Genomic DNA, 21815 nt, shown 5'->3' with positions numbered 1-21815 from the left:
CTCAGTCTCGTTGCCGAGACACAGCGCAGACCTCCCGAGGTAAGACCGACCGCCTTCACCGCACGCCCGCCGAATTTACCACCCCGACCTTTGATGACCTTGGACTTCGCGATCAATTGCTCGCTCGTCCGGCCGGGTAGGCCTCGTTATCCGGTGTTTGTCCATCGGGCCGCGGCTTTGCTCCACGCTTTCTTCAGACCCCACCTCACGATGACGCCCTTGCGCTTCGCTAATCCTTCGCCGCCATCAGGCTGGATAGAGGACTTCCACCTCCAAGCTGTCGCTCATACTCGGCACACAACGAAAAGGGCTGCGGCGATGCCGCAGCCCTCTCTTGGAAGGTCTGTCGTTGATATGTGCAGACCGGTTTGGCTCGTCCGGGGCGCCTGCCCGCTAAAACTGTTGGCGCAAGCTTTCGTCGCCTGTCACGAAATCGTCAAGGGCAAAACCGCGCATGTCGGCAAATGTTCCTATTTCTCCCGGTGCACGCGAATGCCGCTGCCCCAGATACGAGCAGATCAAGAAATGCCTTTTGCCGGGTTTTCCTGAAATTCCGATCAAGGCGGAACGAACGCCGCTTCGGCCCATTGTGTCGGCGGATGGCGTCCGCTGCCGGCCATGCATTGCCCGGCCGGCGAAGGCGCCGATCCGTCGGCCGAACCGGCGCATCCTGGAGCAGCCGGTTCGGTCGCTGGCGGCAGGGTCAGCCCATCCCGATTTCCACGGCGATCCGGATCAGGTCGGAATGGTTCTTGGCGCCAAGCTTCTGCTTGAGCAGCGAGGTGGTGTTGGCGACGGTCTTGTAGGAGATGCCGAGCGCCTCGGCGACCTCGACGATCTTGTCGCCGCGGCCAAGCAGGCGGAGGATCTCCAGCTCCCGCGGCGTCATCTGAGAGGCCGGATTGGCCTTGATCGCGGCACCCGAGAATGTCACGGCTTCCGCGAGCTGCGGCGAGATGAAATTGTCGCCCGCCACCACCTTTCGCACCGCTTTCAGCAGGATCCGGGGATCGTCGCCCTTGGAGACATAGCCCTGGGCCCCAAGCTCGACCGCTCGCACCACGAAGGCCGGATCGTCGTTCATGCTGAACATGATGATCTTGGCCTCGGGATCGTCTTTGCGTATGCGTCGCATGAGCTCGAAGCCGGAGACATCGGGCAGGCTGATGTCGATCACGGTGACGTCGGGCCGCTTGCTGACATAGGCACGGTGACCGGATTTGGCGTCGCTGGCCTCTTCGATCCGGATCGATTGGTCGGAGGCAAACAGGGTGCGGCAGCCGGACAGCACCACGGGGTGGTCGTCGACAATGAGGATCCGGGTCGCCGGCTTGGCAATATCTTGCATCGCGCGCTCTCTTGTTTTGCGACTCATAGACCGGCGGGAACAAATGGAAAGAGCAAATCACGCCGATGCGCGTTAGAATTGACCTAATGTGGCAACGACTTTCCTTCAGGACGCAACTGTTTCTTCCGCTCGGCGCAGGTTTTCTCGCGGCGCTGGTCTTGGGCGGCATATTGCTGCAGGTATTTGCAACCGGTCAACTGGCCGACGAGAACGAGCCGGCTCGACGTTCGACCAAAACGATCGCCGCCGCGCTCAACAACACCCTGCGCGCCTCGGACGATCCGCAGAAGACGCTTGAGGCCTTCGTCCAATCCCTGGACACATCCTCCGATATTCAATTCCGCGCAGTGGAGGCGGGTCCCATTTCCTCCGTGAAGGAGGGCCTGCGCAACCTCCAGTCGGTTCCGAGGTGGTTTCTCAACCTCTTGACCATGCCGGACCTCGACGCTGCATCGCCGGTCGTCATTGACGGCAGGCATGTCGGCGACATCGTGTTCGTGCCGGACCTGTCGGCCGACCTGTTCGAGAAGTGGATCGGCTTCCTCGCGCTGACCAGCCTTATCGTCGTGCTGATGGTGCTCACCGGCACCATCGCCTATCTCTTCGCGGGATCGGTGGTGCGCCCGCTGCAACATCTCGGCGAAGGACTGACACGCATACGGCGCGGCGACTACGCGACGCCGATCCCGGTCGGAGGCCCGCCGGAGATCCGGCGCAGCTGCGAGGCGGCGAACGCCCTGTCCGAAACGCTCGCACAGTTGAGCCAGGACAATCGCGACCTGTTGCACCGTCTGGTGTCACTCCAGGACGACGAGCGGCGCGATCTCGCCCGCGAGCTGCACGACGAGCTCGGCCCGCTGCTGTTCAGCATCCGCGCCGGCACGATCTCGCTGATCGAGGCCTCCCCACCGGCAGGAAATCTCGGCAATTCGGCGGAGGAGGTGCTGCAATCGGTCGAGGCGCTGCAGCAGACCAACCGCCGCATCCTCGACCGGCTGCGCCCGCTCTACATCGAGGAATTGGGGCTGGAGACGAGCGTGCAGACGCTGCTTCGGAACTTTCGCAAGCAGGCACCGCATATCGGCCTGACGGCCGCGATTGATCCCAGCCTCAACGCGATCGACGGACCGCTGGCCCAGACCGTCTATCGCGTGATCCAGGAGGCGCTGACCAACGTGCTGCGCCATGCCGGAGCGAGCAATGCCGATGTGCAGGCGGCTATCGTGGGCGAGGCGCTCGTCATCGAGGTCTCCGACGACGGCGGCGGATTTCCCGAGGGCAATTTGTTCGGCCGCGGCCTGACCGGCATGCATGAGCGCGTGCGCGCGCTCAGCGGGTCGCTGTCATTGTTGCGCGCGGACGACCGCACCTATGTACGCTGTCACCTGCCCGCAGAGAAGGCGCGAGACGCGCCCGTGTGACGCCAAATCAGCACGCGCAGCCGTCATGCGCGTTCTGCCGCGATGGCGTGCACAGCGTGCTGTAGATCTTGCCTTCGGGGCTGAAACGAAACGAGGCGTGAATACGCAGTGCGCCGGCGACGGAATATTCGAGATCGACGCCATTCGGCGCCGGCTCGATCTCCTCCAGCCCGAAACCCGCCGCCAGGTAGGCGCTGAGCCGCGCCCCCCAGTAGCTTTCGAGCTCGCGCCGGCCGCGATGATAATGCTGCGTGCCGTTGCACGTGCACTCGACCTCCGCATCGTCCGCATAGAGGTCGAGCAACATCGCAAGGTCGCCGCTCCTGCAGGCATCCACCCAGTCGACGACAATTCCCATCTGATCGAAATCGCTCACGCCGCATTCCCTGTCTGCCGCGACAAACTCGAACGCGGCTTAGGATCACACTCGTGAATCCACACTGAATAATAAACCCCGGACGATTCCGGGTTCCGTCCGGGGACCTACGGGCGTCGTTAACTTTCGCGCCGCGCTCTCACCCAAACGCCGAACGCGATCAGCACTGCTCCTGCGAGCGTGAACCAGGTGACGGCGTATTGCAGGTGATCGTCCTTCAGATGCACGTCCAGCGGCCCTGGACGCGGAATGCCGTTCTCGGGCGCCGGCTGCTCCAGGTCGACATAGAACGGCGCCACCGCGCCCCAATGAAGCGCGCTTGCGATCGCGAGTTGATCGCGCACGAACCAGAGCCGTTTGTCGCGGTTCTCCGCCGGCGTCATCCAGCCTGGAGCCTCGGGGAAGCGGAGATAGCCGGTGAGCGCGACCGCCTGCCCGGTCACGAGCTTCTTCACCGCACGGTCCTCGACGCTGCGGTCCTGCATCGTGTTCTCGATGAAGCCCGCATCGATCACGACCATCTCGCCGGTCGCAAGCCGCGCCGGCAGGAAGGCCCAGGTGCCGGGACCTGAAGCGTCCTTGCGGACGGCCGAGCCGGACGAATAGACCATCGCGTCAGGCAGCGGAGCATAGGTCGCGGTGAAGCTGACACGGCGGAATTCATCGCGGGCGGGATTCAGCGCCGCCCATTGTGCAGCCGGCGGCAGCGCAACGGGGGCCGCCGCCAGACGCTCGGTGAGCGCCGCGATCAACTCGTGCTTGGCGGTCCGCCGCTGCAATTGCCAGATGCCGAGCGCGACGAAGGAAGCGGTCAGGACCAGCGTGAACAGCGCGAAGCCGGCCACGCGAGGCTTGCGCGCAGTCTCTCTCATTTCGCGCGATCGATCAGCCGGCCCGGCGCCGCCTTGTGGTGGAATTGCAGCGCGATCAGCAGCGACTTCATGGAGCGGAGCGGCAGCAGCGTGGTGGCGAGGATCAGCGGCAGCCAGAGCACCGCATGCAGCCAGAACGGCGGCTGATACTTGACCTCGACGACGAGCGCGCAGCCGACCACGATGGCGCCGGCCAGCATGATGATGAAGATCGCCGGTCCGTCACCGGAATCGATGAAGGCATAGTCGAGACCGCAGCGGTCGCAAGCGGGGGCGAGGGTCAGGAAGCCCGCATAGAGCTTGCCCTGGCCGCAGCGCGGACATTTGCAGGCAAGCCCGCGCATCGCGCTTTGCATGACGGTGGTTTGGGGCTCGGACGGAGCGGCGGTATCGTTCATGATGGCGTACTTTATCACATTTCCCGCGGAATCTTGCGGCGACCGGAAAGCGAAAGGGCGGCCCTGCGGCCGCCCTTTCCAATCAATCCTTCACAGCTCAGTGCGCGCCGTGAGCCATGGCCTCGGCACCGTGACCCCACACATAGATGCAGAGGAACAGGAACAGCCAGACCACGTCGACGAAGTGCCAGTACCAGGCGGCAAACTCGAAGCCGAGATGCTGCTTCGGCGTGAAGTGGCCGGCATAGGCGCGCGCAAGGCACACGATCAGGAAGATGGTGCCGACCAGCACGTGGAAGCCGTGGAAGCCGGTCGCCATGAAGAAGGTCGCGCCATAGACGTTGCCGGCGAAGGAGAACGCCGCGTGGCTGTACTCATAGGCCTGCACGCAGGTGAAGAGCGCGCCGAGCACGACGGTAAGGATCAGGCCGTATTTCAGGCCCTGGCGATCGTTCTCGAGCAGCGCGTGGTGGGCCCAGGTCACGGTGGTGCCCGACGTCAGCAGGATCAGCGTGTTGAGGAGCGGCAGGTGCCAGGGATCGAAGGTCTCGATGCCCTTCGGCGGCCAGGTGCCGGGCACCGCGCAGGCGCCGGCCTGGGTGCCGAGGCCGCAGCCGAACACCGCATCGCGGGTGGCGTGGACCGCGTCGGCCGGGAACAGCGCCGCGTTGAAATAGGCCCAGAACCAAGCCACGAAGAACATCACCTCGGAGGCGATGAACAGGATCATGCCGTAGCGGTGATGCAGCTGCACGACGCGGGTGTGGTCGCCCTTGTACTGGGCTTCCTTGATCACGTCGCCCCACCAGCTCGCCATGGTGTAGAGCACGCCGACGGTGCCGACGCCGAACACGATCGGGGCGGCCGCGAACATGTGATGCATCCAGGCGATCGCGCCGACCGCCATGATGAAGGCCGAGAGCGAGCCGACCGCCGGCCACGGAGAGGGATCGACGAGGTGATAGTCGTGATGCTTGCCTTGCGCCGTAGCCATTTCCGTCTCTCTCCTCAATCCCGTGCCTATCAGGCACTTATCCCCTTGTTTCCAACCTGCCGGGCGTGAGCCCGGCGGTCAGAGATTTCCCTTGCGTTTGTCGGCTTCGCCCGATGCCAGCGGCTTCACCACCGGATCCTTCACCGGATAGAACGTGTAGGACAGCGTGATCGTGCCAAGCCCGTCGTTCTCGTGATCGTCGGCGATCGACGGATCGACGTAGAACACGACCGGCATCTCGCGCTTCTCGCCCGGCGCCATGGTCTGCTCGGTGAAGCAGAAGCAGTTGATCTTCTGGAAATAGGAGCCGACCGTCAGCGGCGCGACGTTGTAGGCGGCTTGCCCTGCGGTGGTGCGCGCGGCCTGGTTGGTCACCGTGTAGAAGACGGTCACGACCTGGCCGATGTTGACCTCGATCTCGTTCTGCTCAGGCTCGAACTTCCAGGGCAGGCCGGGCGCGACGTTGGAATCGAAACGCACCGCGATCTTTCGTGCGATCGGCCCGGTGGCCGGTGCGGAGGTTGCGACTTGCGTCGTGCCGTTGAAGCCGGTGGCGCGGCAGAACCAGTTGTAGAACGGCACCGCCGCGTAGGAGGCGCCGACCATCAGCGCGACCACGCCGCCACAGATGGACGCAACCACCACATCACGGCCCAGCCCGCGACCCTTGGCACGGCTCCTGGCACCGCTTTTGGCCGGCTTGGCGCTGACGTCCCGCGATATGGTCGGCTCGTGATCCATGTTTCCTACATCGGCCGGACTAGCACTGCCGGTCCCTTGACCATGGTGACGGCGAAGAACAGCACCACGAGCACGCCGAGCGCCAGAGCAATGGCAATGGAGCGCTGACGACGGCTCTTCTTCTGCGCCTCGGTGAGGACGATTCCATCTGGCTCGGGTTTGTCAGCCATTCCTGCCTCATGCGCCCCCAACCATCGGAGCAAGCGCCCGGAACACGACCTCGGCCAGCAAGGTCGCAAACAGCGCGAACAGATACAGGATCGAGAAAGCGAACAGTTTTCGGGTCGCGCGCAGCGACTGGCTGCGCTCGCGGCGCAGATAGACGTTGATGGCGAGCACCAGCATGCCGGCGCCGAGGATCAGCGAGACCACGCCATAGACAGCGTCGAAATAGCCGAGCGCCCAGGGCGCGGCGGCAACCGCGATCAGCACGATGGTGTAGAGCAGGATCTGCAGACGCGTCGCGTCGGGGCCGGCGACGTTGGGCAGCATCGGGATGCCGGCGCGCGCATAATCGTCGGAGCGGAACAGCGCCAGCGCCCAGAAATGCGGCGGGGTCCAGAAGAAGATGATGGCGAACAGCAGCAGCGGCTCGACGTCGACCGTGCCCGTGACCGCGGCCCAGGCCACCACCGGCGGCAGCGCACCGGCGGCGCCGCCGATCACGATGTTCTGTGCGGTCCAGCGCTTCAGCCACATCGTGTAGATCACGACGTAGAAGAAGATGGTGAAGGCGAGCAGCGCGCCCGCGATCCAGTTGACGAGGATGCCGAGCGTCATCACCGAGAAGAAGGCGAGCGTGATGCCGAAGGCCATCGCCTCGGGACGGGTGATGCGCCCGCGCGGGATCGGCCGGTTCGCAGTGCGCGACATCTTGGCGTCGATGTCGCCTTCGAGCGCCATGTTGAGCGCGCCGGAGGCGCCGGCGCCGACGGCGATACAGAGCAGCGAGGTGATCGCCAGCACCGGGTGGAAATGCCCGGGCGCCATCGCCATCCCGACCAGCGCGGTGAAGATCACCAGCGACATCACCCGCGGCTTGAGCAGCGCGATGTAGTCGGCAACCTCCGCTTCGGAGATGCGGGGATTGATGTCAACGGCGTTGTGGTCGAGGACGGACACTTAATTCAACTCGCTTCGTTATAGAGCCGCGGCGCCCGTCACGGGCGCCGCGGGAGATCGATTACTGCACGCGGGGCAGCACTTCGAACTGGTGGAAGGGCGGCGGCGAAGGCAACGTCCACTCCAGCGTGGTCGCGCCCGCCCCCCAGGGATTGTCGCCCGCCGGCACCTTCTTCATGAAGGCGTCGAGCACGCAGTAGAGGAAGATCAGCACGCCGAAGCCGGAGATGTAGGAGCCGACCGACGAGACCAGGTTCCAGCCGGCGAACGCGTCGGGATAGTCAACGTAGCGGCGCGGCATGCCCGACAGGCCGAGGAAGTGCTGCGGGAAGAACACCAGGTTCACGCCGATGAAGGTGACCCAGAAGTGCGCCTTCGCCAGAGTCTCGTTGTACATGTAGCCCGACATCTTCGGGAACCAGTAGTACCAGCCGGCAAAGATCCCGAACACGGCGCCGAGCGACAGCACGTAGTGGAAGTGCGCGACGACGTAATAGGTCTCCTGCAGCACGCGGTCGACGCCCGCGTTCGCCAGCACGACGCCGGTGACGCCGCCGACCGTGAACAGGAAGATGAAGCCCACCGCCCAGATCATCGGGGCGCGGAATTCGATCGAGCCGCCCCACATCGTGGCGATCCACGAGAAGATCTTCACGCCGGTCGGAACCGCGATCACCATGGTCGCGGCGACGAAATAGGCCTGCGTCGCCGAGGACATGCCGACCGTGTACATGTGGTGCGCCCACACCACGAAGCCGATGCCGCCGATCGCGACCATGGCGTAGGCCATGCCGAGATAGCCGAACACGGGCTTGCGCGAGAAGGTCGAGACGATCTGGCTGATCATGCCGAAGGCCGGCAGGATCAGGATGTACACCTCGGGGTGACCGAAGAACCAGAACAGGTGCTGGAACAGCACGGGGTCGCCGCCGCCGTCGGGCGCGAAGAACGTCGTGCCGAAATTGCGGTCGGTGAGCAGCATGGTGATCGCACCGGCGAGCACCGGCAGCGACAGCAGCAGCAGGAACACCGTCACCAGGATCGACCACACGAACAGCGGCATCTTGTGCAGGGTCATGCCCGGCGCGCGCATGTTGAAGATGGTGGTGATGAAGTTGATGGCGCCGAGGATCGACGAGGCGCCCGCCAGATGCAGCGACAGGATCGCGAAGTCGACGGCCGGGCCCGGATGGCCGGAGCTCGACAGCGGAACGTACATGGTCCAGCCGGCGCCGACGCCGTTGGCACCCGGCTCGCCCTCGACGAAGGTCGACATCAAGAGCAGCGCGAAGGAGGCCGGCAGCAGCCAGAACGAGATGTTGTTCATGCGCGGGAACGCCATGTCGGGCGCGCCGATCATCAGCGGCACGAACCAGTTGCCGAAGCCGCCGATCATCGCGGGCATGACCATGAAGAAGATCATGATCAGGCCGTGCGAGGTCACGAAGACGTTGTAGGTGTGCGTCTCGTGGAAGATCTGCACGCCCGGATACATCAGCTCGGCCCGGATCGCGATCGACATCGCGGCACCGATGATGCCGGCGATGACCGCGAAGATCAGGTACATCGTGCCGATGTCCTTGTGGTTGGTCGAATAGACGTAGCGCCGCCATCCGGTCGGATGGGCGTGCTCGTGGTCATGTCCGTGGTCTTGCGCGTGATCGCCGTGTGCCGCTGCGCTCGTTGCCATTTTCAAATCCTGCCTTGCGTCCCAATCGGACCTTTGGAGGTCCCGCCCTTTTATCTCGCTTTCGGTCCCCTCGAGCCTCGACCCGGCGCTTACTGCGTCGGGCCGGCCGCGGAGGCGTAGGTGCTGGTGCCGCCGCTCGCGAACTTCTTCTTCGCCGTCTCGACCCAGGAGGCGAACTCCTGGTCACTGACCACGCGGATCGCGATCGGCATGAAGGCGTGATCCTTGCCGCAGAGCTCCGAGCATTGGCCGTAGAACATGCCGGTCTTGGCGGCCTTGAACCAGGTCTCGTTCAGCCGGCCCGGGATGGCGTCGATCTTGACGCCGAACGCCGGCAGCGCGAAGGCATGGATGACGTCTGCACCGGTCACCTGAACGCGAATCACCTTGTTGACCGGCACCACCATCTCGTTGTCGACGCCGAGCAGGCGGGGCTGCTTGTCCTGGGCCATCAGCGAGTCGAACTCGAACTTGCCGTTGTCGGGATAGGCGTAGGACCAGTACCACTGCTTGCCGGTCGCCTTGATGGTCAGGTCCGCCTTCGGAATGTCGAGCTCCAGGAACAGCAGGCGGAACGACGGCACCGCGATGCCGACCAGGATCAGCACCGGAACCAGGGTCCACACCACCTCGATCAGCGTGTTGTGGGTGGTCCGCGACGGCACCGGATTGGCCCTCGCGTTGAACTTGATGACCACGATGATCAGCAGCGCCAGGACGAACAGCGTGATCAGCGTGATCAGCACGAACAGGAAGTTGTGGAACCAGACGATGTTGTCCATCACCGGCGAGCCGGACTGCTGGAGCGTCCACTCCCACGGCGCCGGCTGCCCAAGCTCGGCGAATGCCGCGCCGCCCGTCGCCAGCGTCAGGCCAGCAACGGCCAATCCCAGCAAATGCCGGCCTACCCGGCCCATCGACATCCTCATGCCGTTCGCGCTCCCCTTACGAAATCACCCCAAGTGCATTCCCCTATTTCCGGGAAACGCTTATTCGATCCGCCCGTCTGACAAACCGCCGCTCAAGAATACCTCTAAGAGGAATTGGGGCCAGATCGCTAGAACGCCGAAATCAAGCCTCTCAAACCATAATTCTTGATCTATCGCAATGCAGTCTTGAGCCCCGTCTGGCAGCGATCACCCGCAAGATATTTCCTAGTAAGATCAGACAAAAATACCGTTTCCCGGGATGCCGCGGCTTGACAGCGGAATTGCCCGCTGTAGGCACTTGCGAACGGCCGCACAGGAACCTGATTCGTGCCGGCGGTGGCGGCCTCGGCGGCGCGGAATTTGCTTGGGAATTGCCTTCAAGACGCCGTCATTTCCGTATCAGTCCACCCGCGCAAGCGACCCAAGCGAGCAGAGGGACCGACCCCGATGGGGCTTTCGAGATGCATGGCAAGGCTGGCTAAGAGGCAGGCTAACGGCCTCACGGCTCTGGCAGCCCTGCTGGCTGCGGTCGTTGTCCTGGCACTTCCGGGCCTCGCCCATGCGCAGGGCGCGGTGCGCTCCGTCCATGGCGACTGGCAGATCCGCTGCGACACCCCACCGGGCGCCCAGACCGAGCAATGCGCCCTGATCCAGAGCGTGGTGGCCGAAGACCGCTCCAATGCCGGCCTGACCGTGATCGTGCTCAAGACCGCCGACCAGAAGAGCCGCCTGATGCGCGTGGTGGCCCCGCTCGGCGTCCTCCTGCCCTCCGGCCTCGGGCTGAAGCTCGACAACCAGGACGTCGGCCGCGCCGGCTTCGTCCGCTGCCTGCCCAATGGCTGCGTCGCCGAGGTCGTCATGGACGACAAGCTGCTCGGTCAGCTCCGCAACGCCAAGACCGCCACCTTCATCATCTTCGAGACGCCGGAAGAAGGCATCGGCTTCCCGCTCAGCCTGAACGGGCTCGGCGAGGGTTATGACAAGCTGCCGTAGGGCTTTCTCGAACACCTTCGGACATCACACTGCCAATCCCGTCATCCTGAGGCGCGAGTTCGGCAGCGCGATAGCGCTGCCGTGCGAGCCTCGAAGGATGAACGGCCGAGCTGCCGGCCGGGCCGTCGCCCTTCGAGGGCCGCTGAAGAAGCGGCCACCTCAGGGTGACGGGTGATGGATTGACGCTCGCGGCCAGCGCGCGGCTGCCCAAAACCGTCTTTATCGCCCTAGAACAGCAACGCCATCTGGATGATGTTCTCGTACACGCCGTCGATCCTGACCGCGTTGCGCGACAACCCCTCGACGGCAAAGCCGGCCCTCTTGTAGAGCGCGATCGCGCTCAGATTGTTCTCGCGAACCGAGAGTTCGACCCGCGTCATACCCGCTCCTTGCGCGGCAGCAAGCGTCGTCGTGATCAGCCGCGTTCCGAGGCCCTGGCCTCGAAAAGGCTGCAAAATTCCCATCCCGAGGACGCCACCATGGGCGTAGATCGAGCGTGGATGACGCCTGACATCGCACCAGCCGACGACATCGCCGCCCGAGAGCGCGACAAATTGCGGATTGCCCTGCGCGATCATGTCGAGCACGAAGCTGCGCGTCGCCTCCAGCGGCGGCGCCTCGAGAAAGGCCAGGTAGCGCCGCTCCCGTGCGACGGTGTCGAGCGCGCGATGGAAGCTTTCGATCTGCGCTTCGGATATGGCAATGATTTCAATCATGTCGTTTCGGTAATGTGACGCACCGCCCCCTCGCCGAACGGTCCCGAAGCCATTATCTTGCCCGACATCTCTCCGACAATGGGTGATCGATGACCAACCCCGCCACAACCTCCCTGCTCGACCGTGCCAATCTCGACCGCGACCAGGTTCGCAACGAGGTCGCGCGCGGGCTCGCCGGCGCCGACGACGGCGAATTGTTCCTGGAATACAGCCAGACCGAAGCGCTGATGTTCGACAATGGGCGGCTGAAGCAGGCGACCTACGACACCTCGCAGGGTTTTGGGCTGCGCGCCGTCAAGGACGACGCGGTGGGTTACGCGCATTCCTCCGACGTGTCGCTGCCGGCGCTGATTCGCGCCGCCGACGCGGTCGCCGCCGTGCGCGGCGGCTATTCGGGCAGCTTTGCGGCTCCGCCGGCGCATACCAACGTGCGGCTTTATAGCGACGACAATCCGCTCGATGCGCCCGGCTTCGAGACCAAGGTCAAGCTGCTGGCCGAGATCGACGCCTATTTGCGCGACAAGGATCCGCGGGTGCGGCAGGTCAGCGTCAGCCTTGGCGCGACCTGGCAGGTTGTCGAGATCCTGCGACCCGACGGCGAGAGCTATCGCGACATCCGCCCGCTGGTGCGCGTCAACATCTCGGTCGTCGCCGGACAGGGCGACCGCCAGGAGAGTGGCAGCAAGGGCTATGGCGGCCGCGCCGGCTATGCCGAATTCATCGAGAGCAAGAACTGGCGCGATGCCGCCGACGGCGCGCTGCGCGAAGCCCTCGTCAATCTGGAATCGATTCCGGCGCCCGCCGGCGAGATGGACGTCGTGCTCGGGGCCGGCTGGCCCGGCGTGATGCTGCATGAAGCGGTCGGCCACGGCCTCGAAGGCGACTTCAACCGCAAGAAGACCTCCGCCTTCGCCGGCCTGATGGGCCAGCAGGTCGCGGCCAAGGGCGTCACCGTGGTCGACGACGGCACCATTGCCTCGCGCCGCGGCTCGCTCTCGATCGACGACGAGGGCACGCCGACCAACCGGACCGTGCTGATTGAGGACGGCGTCCTGGTCGGCTACATGCAGGACCGCCAGAACGCGCGCCTGATGAACATGAAGCCGACCGGCAACGGCCGCCGCCAGGGCTACGCCCATGTGCCGATGCCGCGCATGACCAACACCTACATGCTCGCCGGCGACCGCGATCCTGCCGAGATCCTCGCTTCCGTGAAGAACGGCGTGTTCGCCGCGAATTTCGGCGGCGGCCAGGTCGACATCACCTCGGGCAAATACGTGTTCCAGTGCACCGAGGCCTACAAGATCGAGAACGGCAAGATCGGCGCGCCGCTGAAGGGCGCGATGCTGATCGGCAACGGGCCGACCGATTTGCATCGCATCCGCATGATCGGCAACGACCTCGCGCTCGACACCGGCATCGGCACCTGCGGCAAGAACGGCCAGGGCGTGCCTGTCGGCGTCGGCCAGCCGTCGCTTCTGATGGAACGCATCACCGTGGGTGGAACAGGCGCATGAGTGTCGAGAAGGTAACCGTCCCCGCCAAGCGCAAGAGCAGCGGCTGGGGTGGGCAGATCGTTCAGCTCGCCGGCATTGTTGCCGCCGTTTTCATCGCCAAGGGCGCGCTCGCCGAGCCGTTCTACGTGCCGTCGGGCTCGATGGAGCCGACGCTGCTGATCGGCGACGCGCTGCTCGCCTCGAAATTCCCCTATGGCTACGGCACCTCGTCGCTGCCGATCCAGATCAACCTGCCCGAGAGCGGCCGCGTCTTCGCGGAGACGCCGAAGCAGGGCGACGTCGTGGTGTTCCGCTGGCCCGGCGATCGCTCCCAGGCCTGGGTCAAGCGCGTCGTCGGCCTGCCCGGCGACCGCATCCAGATGCGGCAGGGCCAGCTCTTCATCAACGACCGCCCCGCCGAGCTGAAGCCCGACGGCGTTGGCGCTGCCGAGGACGACAATGGCGGCAGCGAGCCGGCCTATCGCTATGTCGAGACCCTGCCGAACGGCGTCTCTCACCTGATCTTCAAGATGCGCGACAACGGCCCGCTCGACAACACGCAGGAGGTGACGGTGCCGCCCGGCCACCTCTTCGTGCTCGGCGACAACCGCGACAACTCCGCCGACAGCCGCGTGCCGCTGCGCTCCGGCGGCGTCGGCCTCCTGCCGATCGACAATCTGATCGGGCGCGCCGATGCCGTGGTCGGCTCCTGGGATCTCGGCATGCGCAGCCAGCCGGTATGGACCTGGCTGTCCGGCTTCAGGCTCGCGCGGTTCTTCACCGCGGTGCATTGAGGGGATCGTAGGGTGGGCAAAGGCGAATTTCTCGCTCTCGCCCTGCGCAATCCCAACAACGCAGCGATCATCGACGCACTCCACCGTCTCGCGCTGCCCGATGCATGGCTGGTCTCGGGATGCCTGGTGCAGACCGTATGGAACGTGCTCACCGGCCGCGCCATCGATCACGGCATTGCCGACTACGACGCGTTCTATTTCGACCCTGACACCTCGTGGGAAGCGGAGGATGCGGTGATCCGCAAGCTGCATGAGCGGCTCGCGCATCTCGGCGTCAAGTTCGAGATCCGCAACCAGGCGCGCGTGCATCTGTGGTATCCCGGCAAGCACGGCCTGCCCTATCCGCCCCTGAGAAGCTCGACGGACGGCATCGACCGCTTTCTCACGCGGAACACGCAAGTCGGGGTCAGGCGCGCCGGCGATGGCTACGAGGTCTACGCGCCACACGGCTTCGGCGATGTCGCAGGGCTGATCGCTCGGCCGAATCCGGGACCGAATTTTTCCGCGACGAATTACGTGGTGAAAGCCGCGCGCTGGAAGGCGTTGTGGCCGGAGCTTACGGTGATCGCCGCGGAGTGAGATGCGCGCTTCATCCTTCTCGTCATTGCGAGCGAAGCAATCCAGAATCCCTCCGCGGAACCAGTCTGGATTGCTTCGCTACGCTCGCAATGACGGCGGTGAGAACTGCGCGCTATCTGACCACGCCCGACGTGAACCCCGCCTTCCTGCGCGGCGGCTTGATTTCCTTTTTCAGGAAGCAGCGCGCCTCGCGGCCGGTGTAGCCGGGGCGGGCGTAAGTAAAGGCACGGCATTTGTTGTCGGCGACGCAGGCGGCCTTGCAGGCCTCTTCGCCCTCGCCGTCCTTGAGCTCGAAATTGCGCAAGTCGCCGCCGGGGCGGTCGATCGACGTCTCCACGCCTTCGACGCGCGGCTCGATCACGCCGGCACCGCGGACGCCGGAGATGCAGCAACTGCCGGGCACGCGCGCCGGCACGGTGTTCTTGAGCCAGCACACGGCCGCGGCGCCGTCGATATCGGGATAGCTGAAGCTCCAGGAGCGGCACTTGCGGTCGCGCTCGCACAGCAGCGCGCAATCCTCTGGGTCGCCCGAGGTGACCGGCGTGCTGAAATAGTCCCCGCCGGGCCGGTCGAACGCCGTCTGGGCGCGCGCCGGCACGCCCGCAAACACGAGCGAAAGCAGCGTGACGCATGCCACGACGCTTGCCAAGCCCCTTGCCATGACGCCCCCGGACAGGCGGCCCTTCCCCATCGGAACAGCTTTCGAGTTATTGACGACGCTCAGGTTTTTTCAGCCGATCATTTGATCGCCGCAAACCTGTATGGGCGATGAACGGCCGAAATCCTGGTCGTCGCGTATCGAATTAGAACGCGTATTCCGCGTATGCCGGTTCCACCGAGCCCTTCCAGGGACCGTTGAACTTCTCGAGCATTTCCTCGGCCGGCGTCCGGCCGGAATCGATGATGCGGTCGAGCGGCTCCAGATGCCGGGTCTCGTCGCGTCCGAGCTGGTCGATCCGGCCGCGCCGACGCAGGCCCGCATGTGCCAGAACGAGGCAGTCCTTGGCGATCTCGAACAGATAACGGTCCTTGATCCGCGACTTGAAGCCGAAGCGCGGCACGTCGTCGCGCAGGGCCTGGCGCTCGTGCGAGGTCCAGTGCTTCACCATGTCCCAGGCGGCATCGAGCGACACATCGTCATAGAGCAGCCCGACCCAGAAGGCCGGCAGCGCCGGCAGGCGCCCCCACGGCCCGCCGTCGGAGCCGCGCATCTCGAGATAGCGCTTCAGCCGCACTTCCGGGAAGATCGTCGAGAGATGGTTGGCCCAGTCCGACAGCGTCGGACGCTCGCCGGGAAGGTTGTTGTTGCGGCCGTCGAAGAAGGCGCGGAAGGAGGAGCCCGAGACGTCGATGTACTCCTCGCCGCGCTTGACGAAATACATGGGCACGTCGAGCGCGTAGTCGACATAGCGCTCAAAACCCATGCCGTCCTCGAACGCCCACGGCATCATGCCCGAACGGGCATTGTCGGTGTCGCGCCAGATCTCGGAGCGGAAGGAGAGGAAGCCGTTCGGCCTGCCCTCGGTGAACGGCGAGTTGGCGAACAGGGCGGTTGCGACCGGCTGCAGCGCGAGCGACACGCGCAGCTTCTTGACCATGTCGGCTTCGGAGGAGAAGTCGAGATTGGTCTGCACCGTGCAGGTCCGGTACATCATGTCGAGGCCGTACTGGCCGACCTTCGGCATGTAATTGGTCATGATCTTGTAGCGGCCCTTGGGCATCACCGGGATGTCGGAGCGCGACCAGGACGGCGTCATGCCGAGACCGAGGAAACCGATGCCGAGCGGCGTCGCGATCTCGCGCACCTGCGCCAGATGCGCCATCAGCTCGCCCTGGGTCTGGTGCACGTTCTCGACCGGCGCGCCGGAGAGCTCGAACTGCCCGCCCGGCTCGAGCGAGATTGCGCCGCCGCCGGTGACGTCATAGAGGCCGATGATGTTGCCCTGCTCCATGATCGGCTCCCAGCCGAGCAGGAGCTTCATGCCTTCGAGCAGCGCTCCGATGCCGCGTGCACCCTCATAGGGCACCGGACGGTGGCCTTCGAGCGTGAACGGCGTCTTCTCGTGCTCGGTGCCCATGCGGAATTCGGACGGGTCCTTGCAGCCGGCCTCGAACCACGCGACGAGCTCGTCGCGTGACTGCAGCGGCGTCATATCGATCTGGTCTCGCGCCATATCAAACTCTAATCAAAGGCGCTTCGACCGAATGCGCGCGGGGTGAAGGGGATCGTCCGCGAACCACGGGGTGCGCGGACGTGCTGGTTTGCCGCGCGATCATCGCGACGGCGTGCTTTCGTTGACGTTGGCGACGGGCGGTAGCTTCATCTCACCGCACGAGCAGCCCAGGCGGTCGAGCAGACCGCTGAGCTTGACGGCGTCGGCATCGGACAGCTTTGAGCCGACATATTTCTCGATAGCGGCCGAATAGGCGCCCCACATCCGCTTCTGCAGTTCACGGCCCGCTTCGGTGATCTCCACGAACTGGCCGCGCTTGTCGATCTTGCATTCGCGCCGGGAGGCGAGCCCCTCGTCGACCAGGCGGTCGATCAGGCGCGAGGTGGAGTATTGCGGGATCAGCATCTGCCGTTCGAGTTCCACGGGCCGCAGCTCTCCGCTCGGCGCGCGCGACAGCTCGAGCAGCGCGTCATACCAGGCCAGCGGCGGGAAGCCCGCCTTCTTCAGGTCCTGCTCGACGCAGTCGAGCACGCGGCTCTGCACCCGCATCAGGCGGATCCAGGCGGAGGTTGCCTCGGTCGATGGTTTGCGTTTCATGGTCCCGCTCAAGCTCGTCGCCCGTCTCTTACCTCACTCGATGCACCTGCATCAATCTTGACTATTGCATGCAGGTGCATGTAGGCGTTCCTTCGCCGTAGCCAAGCGTCAAGAGGAGGAAATTCCATGAAGCTCTATTATTCGCCCGGCGCCTGCTCCCTGTCCCCCCACATCGCGCTCCTGGAAGCCGGCCTGCCCTACGAGCTGGTCAAGGTCGATATCCGGGCCAAGAAGCTCGAAAATGGTGAGGATTATCTGAAGCTGAACCCCAAGGGCCAGGTCCCTGCGCTGGGCCTCGACAGCGGCGAGATCGTGACCGAAGGCCCGGTGATTGTCCAGATGATTGCCGATCAGGCCTCCACCAAGGCGCTGGCGCCGGCCCACGGCAGCGCCGAGCGCTACAAGCTGCTCGAGTGGCTGAACTTCCTCACCTCCGAGGTGCACAAGAGTTTTGGCGCGCTGTTCGCCCCGGCGCTGAACGACGAGGCCAAGGCGTTCTTCAGGGACCGCGTCATGGGCAAGCTGAAATACATCGACAGCCAGCTCGCCGACCGCGACTACCTGATGGGCAAGCAGTTCACGGTGGCCGACGGCTATCTCTTCACGATGCTGACCTGGGCCGACCGGATGAAGTTCGACTTCACCGCGATGCCGAACCTTGCCGCCTACAAGGCCCGCGTCGCCGCGCGCCCGCAGGTGCAGGAGGCGCTGAAGAAGGAAGGCCTCGCGCAGGCGAAGTAGGCGCCCGCATGACGGAGCAGGCGAAAGGCCGGATCGAGGATCCGGCCTTTTTTCATTGTGAACCATTCGATCTGCAGCCGCGTCGAAGGATCATCTCCGCGAGACTGCTTGCCCCATGAACATGATCGTCCTCATGACCGCCGCCGGCGCGCCGCTCGCGATGCTCGGCTTGTCGACGCCGGTCGCGCCGGAGCGCAGCTGCATCTTCATGGTCCATCCGCAGATCACATCGGCGGTGTTCGAGAGCAAGGAAGGAAAGATCGTCTTTCCGGACCGGCCGACCGAATATCCGTGCAGCTATGCCAAAGTGAAGGGCGGAACGGGCATCGCCTTCACCAACCAGAATGGCTGGCGTTTCGTGGTCAGCATTGGCAAGGGCGATGAAGGCACCTGGAAAGCCAGCCTGGCCGACGATTCGGTCTCGGGCCGCGCGTTCTCGCCGTTCGGGGACGGCAAGTAAAAGCGCCGGATCAACGATCTGCTGCAGCACGGCGCAGGCCCATGGCGCCGGATCATCGTACCTTGATTAGACTTATGAACTACTGTTCGCCAAATGTAAGTGGTGCTGTCTTGTCAGCACCTGGAAAGCGGGCGAGCTTGGCGCGTTAATTGAAGAATATTTGCACTCTGACCGAGGTCGAAGTTGACGATTGCCATCGTCCTGATCGTTGCAAGTGCGTTGCTGGGAATTGCGACCGGTCGCGTTTTCAGGATCTGGGCGCTGGTCATGATCTCGCCGTTGATCGCAATTGTGTCAGCGATCGTTCTTCGTGTGTACGATTTCGGGATGGTGGGGGGCGTGACCGTCATCGCCATATGTCTTGCCGTCGCCCAGCTCGCCTATTTCGCGACATCGTATCTGCTGCACGCTCGCGCGGTTTCACCCCATGACGAGGTCGACGGCGAGCCAGGCGAGATAGGCGAGAAAAAAATCCGTCGCTAGTACAAGTAGCACCAGCGCGGCCCAGAGCGCCGGGCCCTTGCGGCGCAGGCGCGCCGGCTTCTGCTGCGATGAGATTCGACCAGTTGCGGACGCAACAGCATATTTAGCGGCAAGATCGCGACCGAGCGCGGTCTTCCGCAGCACCAAGGAGTTCATCAAGGACAACTTTCTTTTCGTCTTCGGCTTGCCGAGAAGATCGGCAAGTGCCCCAACGCGATTCGTGACCCTGACCCGAAGCAAGACTAGTGCCAGGGCCAAGCAAAAGAACGGCGCCGCTTTGGCGCGCCTATGACAATTGCGCGACGCCGCGACAGCGGGGACTCTGGCACGGTTCCTATCCCGATTCTGTGAGCGGTTCCACAACCTGGAACAAATTGGATTCAACCGTGAGGATGCGCAAAAGAAAAAGGCCGGATCGATGATCCGGCCTTTTATTATTTTTGCGTAGCCCGGATGGAGCGAAGCGCAATCCGGGGTCTTTGCATGCGGCGAGATTGTCCCGGATTTCGCTTACGCTCCATCCGGGCTACGAATCAAAGATCAGATCAGGCTGCCGCCTTCTTCGGCGCGAACCGCCCGTAGAAGGTTTCCCCCTTCGCGGCCATCTCCTCGAGCAGCTTCGGCGGGGTGAAGCGCGAGCCGTACTTCGCTTCCAGCTTGTGGCAGAGCTCGACGAACTTCTTCGTGCCCATGAAGTCGATATAGGACAGCGTGCCGCCGGTGAACGGCGCGAAGCCGAAGCCGAGGATCGAGCCGACATCCGCCTCGCGCGGATCGGTGATGACGTTGTCCTCCACCGTGCGCGCGGCTTCCACCGCCTGCACCACCAGGAAGCGCTGCTTCAGCTCCTCGATATCGAGCGTATCGGGGTCGAGTTGCTTCGGCTGCAGCGCGGAGAGGCCCGGCCACAGGCTCTTCGAGCCCTTGCCCTTCTCGGGGTAGTCGTAGAAGCCCTTGCCGTTCTTGCGGCCGAGGCGGCCCTGCTTCTCGACCATCTCGATCATCAGCTTCTTCTGATCAGGATTGATGGCGTTGGGGCCGAGATCGGCTTCCGTCGCCTTCATGATCTTGAGGCCGAGGTCGAGCGCGACTTCATCCGAGAGCGAGAGCGGGCCGACCGGCATGCCGGCCATCTTGGCGCAGTTCTCGATCATCGCCGGCGGCACGCCCTCCAGGAACATCTCGTTGCCTTCGGCGACGTAGCGGCCGACGCAGCGATTGGCGAAGAAGCCCCTGGAGTCGTTGACGACGATCGGCGTCTTGCCGATCTGACGGACGTAGTCGAGCGCAGTCGCCAGCGCGACGTCGCCGGTGTTCTTGCCGAGGATGATCTCGACCAGCATCATCTTCTCGACCGGCGAGAAGAAGTGGATGCCGACGAACTTGCCCTGGTCCTTGAAGCTTTCCGCCAGCGAGGTGATCGGCAGCGTCGAGGTGTTCGACGCGAAGATCACGTCCGGCTTCAGATATTCCTGCGCCTTGGCGAAGGTCTCCGCCTTGACCTTGCGGTCCTCGAACACGGCCTCGATGACGAGGTCGACGTCCTTCAGCGCCGTATAGTCCGCAGTCGGGGTGATGCGCGCGAGCAGCGCTTCTGCATCGGCGGGCTTGGCGCGGCCCTTCTTGATCTGCTCCTCGATCACCTTCTGCGCATGCGCCTTGCCCTTGTCGGCGCTCTCCTGGTCGCGGTCGATCAGGACGACGTCGAGGCCGGCGCGGGCCGAGACGTAGCCGACGCTCGCGCCCATGAAGCCGGCGCCGATCACCGCGATCTTCTTCACCTTGGTTGGGGCTACGTCCTTCGGACGGCGTGCGCCCTTGTTGAGCTCCTGCATGGAGAGGAACAGGCTGCGGATCATCGCGGCCGCTTCCTTCGAGCGCAGCACCGAGGTGAAGTAGCGCGACTCGACCCGCAGCGCGGCGTCGACCGGCAGCTGCAGACCCTCATAGACGCAGCTCATGATCGCGCGCGCGGCCGGATAGTTGTCGTAGGTCTCGCGGCGATAGATCGCATTGCCGGCCGGGAACATCATCATGCCGGCCTTGGAGAACACCGGACCGCCGGGCAGCTTGAAGCCCTTCTCGTCCCAGGGCGCGACCGCCTTGCCGCCGCCCTTGATCCACTCCTTCGCGGCCTTGATGAGGTCGGCGGCGGGAACGATGGCGTGGATCAGATTGAGCTGTTTCGCCTTGTCGACGGTGACCGGATCGCCCTTGAGCAGGATCGTCATGGCGTCCTGCGGCGGCACCAGGCGCGGCACGCGCTGCGTACCGCCGGCGCCGGGGAACAGGCCGACCTTGACCTCGGGCAGGCCGAGGCGGGTCTTGGGATTCTCGGCCGCCACGCGATAGTGGCAGCACAGCGTGATCTCGAAGCCGCCGCCGAGCGCGAGGCCGTTGATCGCGGCCGCCCACGGCTTGCCTGACGTCTCGATCGAGCGCAGCACCTGCGAGAAGCGGCGGCTCTGGTCGAACAGCATCTGGTTCGCAGCGGTCTCGCCCTGCTCCTTGAAGACTTTTGCGTAGGCCTGATTCATGCCTTCGAGCATCGACAGGTCGGCGCCGGCGCAGAACGCTTCCTTGGCGGAGGTGATGACGACGCCCTTCACGGCGGCATCGGCCGTGGTCGCCTTGACGATCGCGTCGAGCTCGCTGGTCGAGGTCTCGTCGAGCACGTTCATCGAACGGCCCGGGATGTCCCAGGTGACGAGCGCGATGCCGTCGGAATCGGTCTCAACCTTGAAGTTCTTGTACGACATGGTGGTTGCTCCTCGGTGCCGCAGCCAGTCTTCGGCGCGGCGGTTGACTTGAGATCTCGTAGGGTGAGTTAGCGAAGCGTAACCCACCACTTCTCTCGCCGTGGAATGGTGGGTTACGCCTTCGGCTAACCC

General features: G+C 64.4%; 23 protein-coding genes. 8 read left to right on the top strand and 15 right to left on the bottom strand.

Annotated elements, in window-relative coordinates; all coding sequences use genetic code 11:
- Positions 1-703: 703 nt before the first annotated feature.
- Positions 704-1348: a response regulator transcription factor gene (locus IQ16_RS28645; RefSeq protein WP_018644984.1), complete on the bottom strand. Its 645-nt coding sequence runs from the start codon at positions 1346-1348 to the stop codon at positions 704-706.
- Between the two features lie 86 nt (positions 1349-1434).
- Between IQ16_RS28645 and IQ16_RS28640 the strand changes: the two genes are divergently transcribed.
- Complete coding sequence (locus tag IQ16_RS28640; protein WP_145831883.1) at positions 1435-2769, top strand: histidine kinase; 1335 nt, start codon at positions 1435-1437, stop codon at positions 2767-2769.
- 7 nt (positions 2770-2776) lie between these two features.
- On the opposite strand, the gene IQ16_RS28635 is transcribed toward IQ16_RS28640, so the two are convergent.
- From IQ16_RS28635 to coxB, 9 genes are all read right to left on the bottom strand, one after another.
- The gene (locus tag IQ16_RS28635; RefSeq protein ID WP_018644982.1) at positions 2777-3145 is read right to left on the bottom strand and encodes a nuclear transport factor 2 family protein; all 369 of its coding nucleotides are present in this window, start codon (positions 3143-3145) and stop codon (positions 2777-2779) included.
- Between the two features lie 119 nt (positions 3146-3264).
- Complete coding sequence (locus IQ16_RS28630) at positions 3265-4017, bottom strand: SURF1 family protein (RefSeq protein ID WP_018644981.1); 753 nt, start codon at positions 4015-4017, stop codon at positions 3265-3267.
- The gene (locus IQ16_RS28625; protein ID WP_018644980.1) at positions 4014-4415 is read right to left on the bottom strand and encodes a DUF983 domain-containing protein; all 402 of its coding nucleotides are present in this window, start codon (positions 4413-4415) and stop codon (positions 4014-4016) included. Before IQ16_RS28625 ends, IQ16_RS28630 begins: the two co-directional genes overlap by 4 nt.
- Positions 4416-4512: 97 nt before the next feature.
- Positions 4513-5409, bottom strand: a complete 897-nt coding sequence (locus tag IQ16_RS28620) for a cytochrome c oxidase subunit 3 (protein ID WP_018644979.1) — start codon at positions 5407-5409, stop codon at positions 4513-4515.
- A 78-nt stretch (positions 5410-5487) separates the two neighbouring features.
- On the bottom strand, positions 5488-6150 hold the full coding sequence (locus tag IQ16_RS28615) for a cytochrome c oxidase assembly protein (protein ID WP_018644978.1): 663 nt from the start codon (positions 6148-6150) through the stop codon (positions 5488-5490).
- Between the two features lie 5 nt (positions 6151-6155).
- Positions 6156-6320, bottom strand: a complete 165-nt coding sequence (locus IQ16_RS28610) for a hypothetical protein (protein WP_018644977.1) — start codon at positions 6318-6320, stop codon at positions 6156-6158.
- Between the two features lie 7 nt (positions 6321-6327).
- On the bottom strand, positions 6328-7272 hold the full coding sequence (locus IQ16_RS28605) for a heme o synthase (protein ID WP_018644976.1): 945 nt from the start codon (positions 7270-7272) through the stop codon (positions 6328-6330).
- Positions 7273-7333: 61 nt separating this feature from the next.
- Positions 7334-8962: a cytochrome c oxidase subunit I gene (ctaD, locus tag IQ16_RS28600; protein ID WP_018644975.1), complete on the bottom strand. Its 1629-nt coding sequence runs from the start codon at positions 8960-8962 to the stop codon at positions 7334-7336.
- A gap of 89 nt (positions 8963-9051) precedes the next feature.
- Entirely contained in the window at positions 9052-9891 is an 840-nt protein-coding gene (gene coxB, locus IQ16_RS28595) for a cytochrome c oxidase subunit II (RefSeq protein WP_018644974.1), read from the bottom strand.
- 447 nt (positions 9892-10338) lie between these two features.
- Between coxB and IQ16_RS28590 the strand changes: the two genes are divergently transcribed.
- On the top strand, positions 10339-10884 hold the full coding sequence (locus IQ16_RS28590) for an invasion associated locus B family protein (RefSeq protein WP_026312301.1): 546 nt from the start codon (positions 10339-10341) through the stop codon (positions 10882-10884).
- Positions 10885-11111: 227 nt separating this feature from the next.
- Here IQ16_RS28590 and IQ16_RS28585 read toward each other — a convergent pair whose 3' ends face one another.
- Positions 11112-11600, bottom strand: coding sequence for a GNAT family N-acetyltransferase (locus IQ16_RS28585; RefSeq protein ID WP_018644972.1), 489 nt, complete (start codon positions 11598-11600; stop codon positions 11112-11114).
- 89 nt (positions 11601-11689) lie between these two features.
- Between IQ16_RS28585 and tldD the strand changes: the two genes are divergently transcribed.
- From tldD to IQ16_RS28570, 3 genes are read left to right on the top strand one after another with little or no spacing between them, the layout of a single operon-like run.
- Positions 11690-13117 carry a metalloprotease TldD gene (gene tldD / locus IQ16_RS28580; RefSeq protein ID WP_145831882.1) on the top strand — a complete coding sequence of 476 codons (1428 nt, stop codon included), beginning with the start codon at positions 11690-11692 and terminating at the stop codon, positions 13115-13117.
- A complete protein-coding gene (lepB, locus tag IQ16_RS28575; RefSeq protein ID WP_018644970.1) occupies positions 13114-13890 on the top strand; it encodes a signal peptidase I in 777 nt (258 codons plus the stop codon). Before tldD ends, lepB begins: the two co-directional genes overlap by 4 nt.
- Before the next feature lie 12 nt (positions 13891-13902).
- Positions 13903-14469, top strand: a complete 567-nt coding sequence (locus IQ16_RS28570; RefSeq protein ID WP_018644969.1) for a nucleotidyltransferase family protein — start codon at positions 13903-13905, stop codon at positions 14467-14469.
- 112 nt (positions 14470-14581) lie between these two features.
- On the opposite strand, the gene IQ16_RS28560 is transcribed toward IQ16_RS28570, so the two are convergent.
- The 3 genes from IQ16_RS28560 to IQ16_RS28550 form a co-directional block, all read right to left on the bottom strand.
- Complete coding sequence (locus IQ16_RS28560; protein ID WP_018644968.1) at positions 14582-15160, bottom strand: PAN domain-containing protein; 579 nt, start codon at positions 15158-15160, stop codon at positions 14582-14584.
- A gap of 112 nt (positions 15161-15272) precedes the next feature.
- Positions 15273-16643, bottom strand: a complete 1371-nt coding sequence (locus IQ16_RS28555) for a glutamate--cysteine ligase (protein WP_018644967.1) — start codon at positions 16641-16643, stop codon at positions 15273-15275.
- 99 nt (positions 16644-16742) lie between these two features.
- The gene (locus IQ16_RS28550; RefSeq protein ID WP_018644966.1) at positions 16743-17240 is read right to left on the bottom strand and encodes a MarR family winged helix-turn-helix transcriptional regulator; all 498 of its coding nucleotides are present in this window, start codon (positions 17238-17240) and stop codon (positions 16743-16745) included.
- A 126-nt stretch (positions 17241-17366) separates the two neighbouring features.
- Between IQ16_RS28550 and gstA the strand changes: the two genes are divergently transcribed.
- The 3 genes from gstA to IQ16_RS28535 all read left to right on the top strand — a co-directional run bounded on the left by gstA (position 17367) and on the right by IQ16_RS28535 (position 18924).
- Positions 17367-17981 (top strand): glutathione transferase GstA, encoded by a 615-nt coding sequence (gstA, locus tag IQ16_RS28545; protein WP_018644965.1) that lies wholly within the window; start codon positions 17367-17369, stop codon positions 17979-17981.
- A 115-nt stretch (positions 17982-18096) separates the two neighbouring features.
- Positions 18097-18441, top strand: a complete 345-nt coding sequence (locus IQ16_RS28540) for a hypothetical protein (RefSeq protein WP_018644964.1) — start codon at positions 18097-18099, stop codon at positions 18439-18441.
- 183 nt (positions 18442-18624) lie between these two features.
- Positions 18625-18924, top strand: coding sequence for a hypothetical protein (locus tag IQ16_RS28535; RefSeq protein ID WP_026312300.1), 300 nt, complete (start codon positions 18625-18627; stop codon positions 18922-18924).
- A gap of 545 nt (positions 18925-19469) precedes the next feature.
- On the opposite strand, the gene IQ16_RS28525 is transcribed toward IQ16_RS28535, so the two are convergent.
- Positions 19470-21683 carry an FAD-dependent oxidoreductase gene (locus IQ16_RS28525; RefSeq protein ID WP_018644963.1) on the bottom strand — a complete coding sequence of 738 codons (2214 nt, stop codon included), beginning with the start codon at positions 21681-21683 and terminating at the stop codon, positions 19470-19472.
- Between the last annotated feature and the right edge of the window lie 132 nt (positions 21684-21815).

It is taken from the genome of Bradyrhizobium huanghuaihaiense, from assembly GCF_007830635.1.
In the GTDB taxonomy this organism is placed as follows: domain Bacteria; phylum Pseudomonadota; class Alphaproteobacteria; order Rhizobiales; family Xanthobacteraceae; genus Bradyrhizobium; species Bradyrhizobium huanghuaihaiense.
This window is presented reverse-complemented; position numbering and strand designations above follow the sequence as displayed.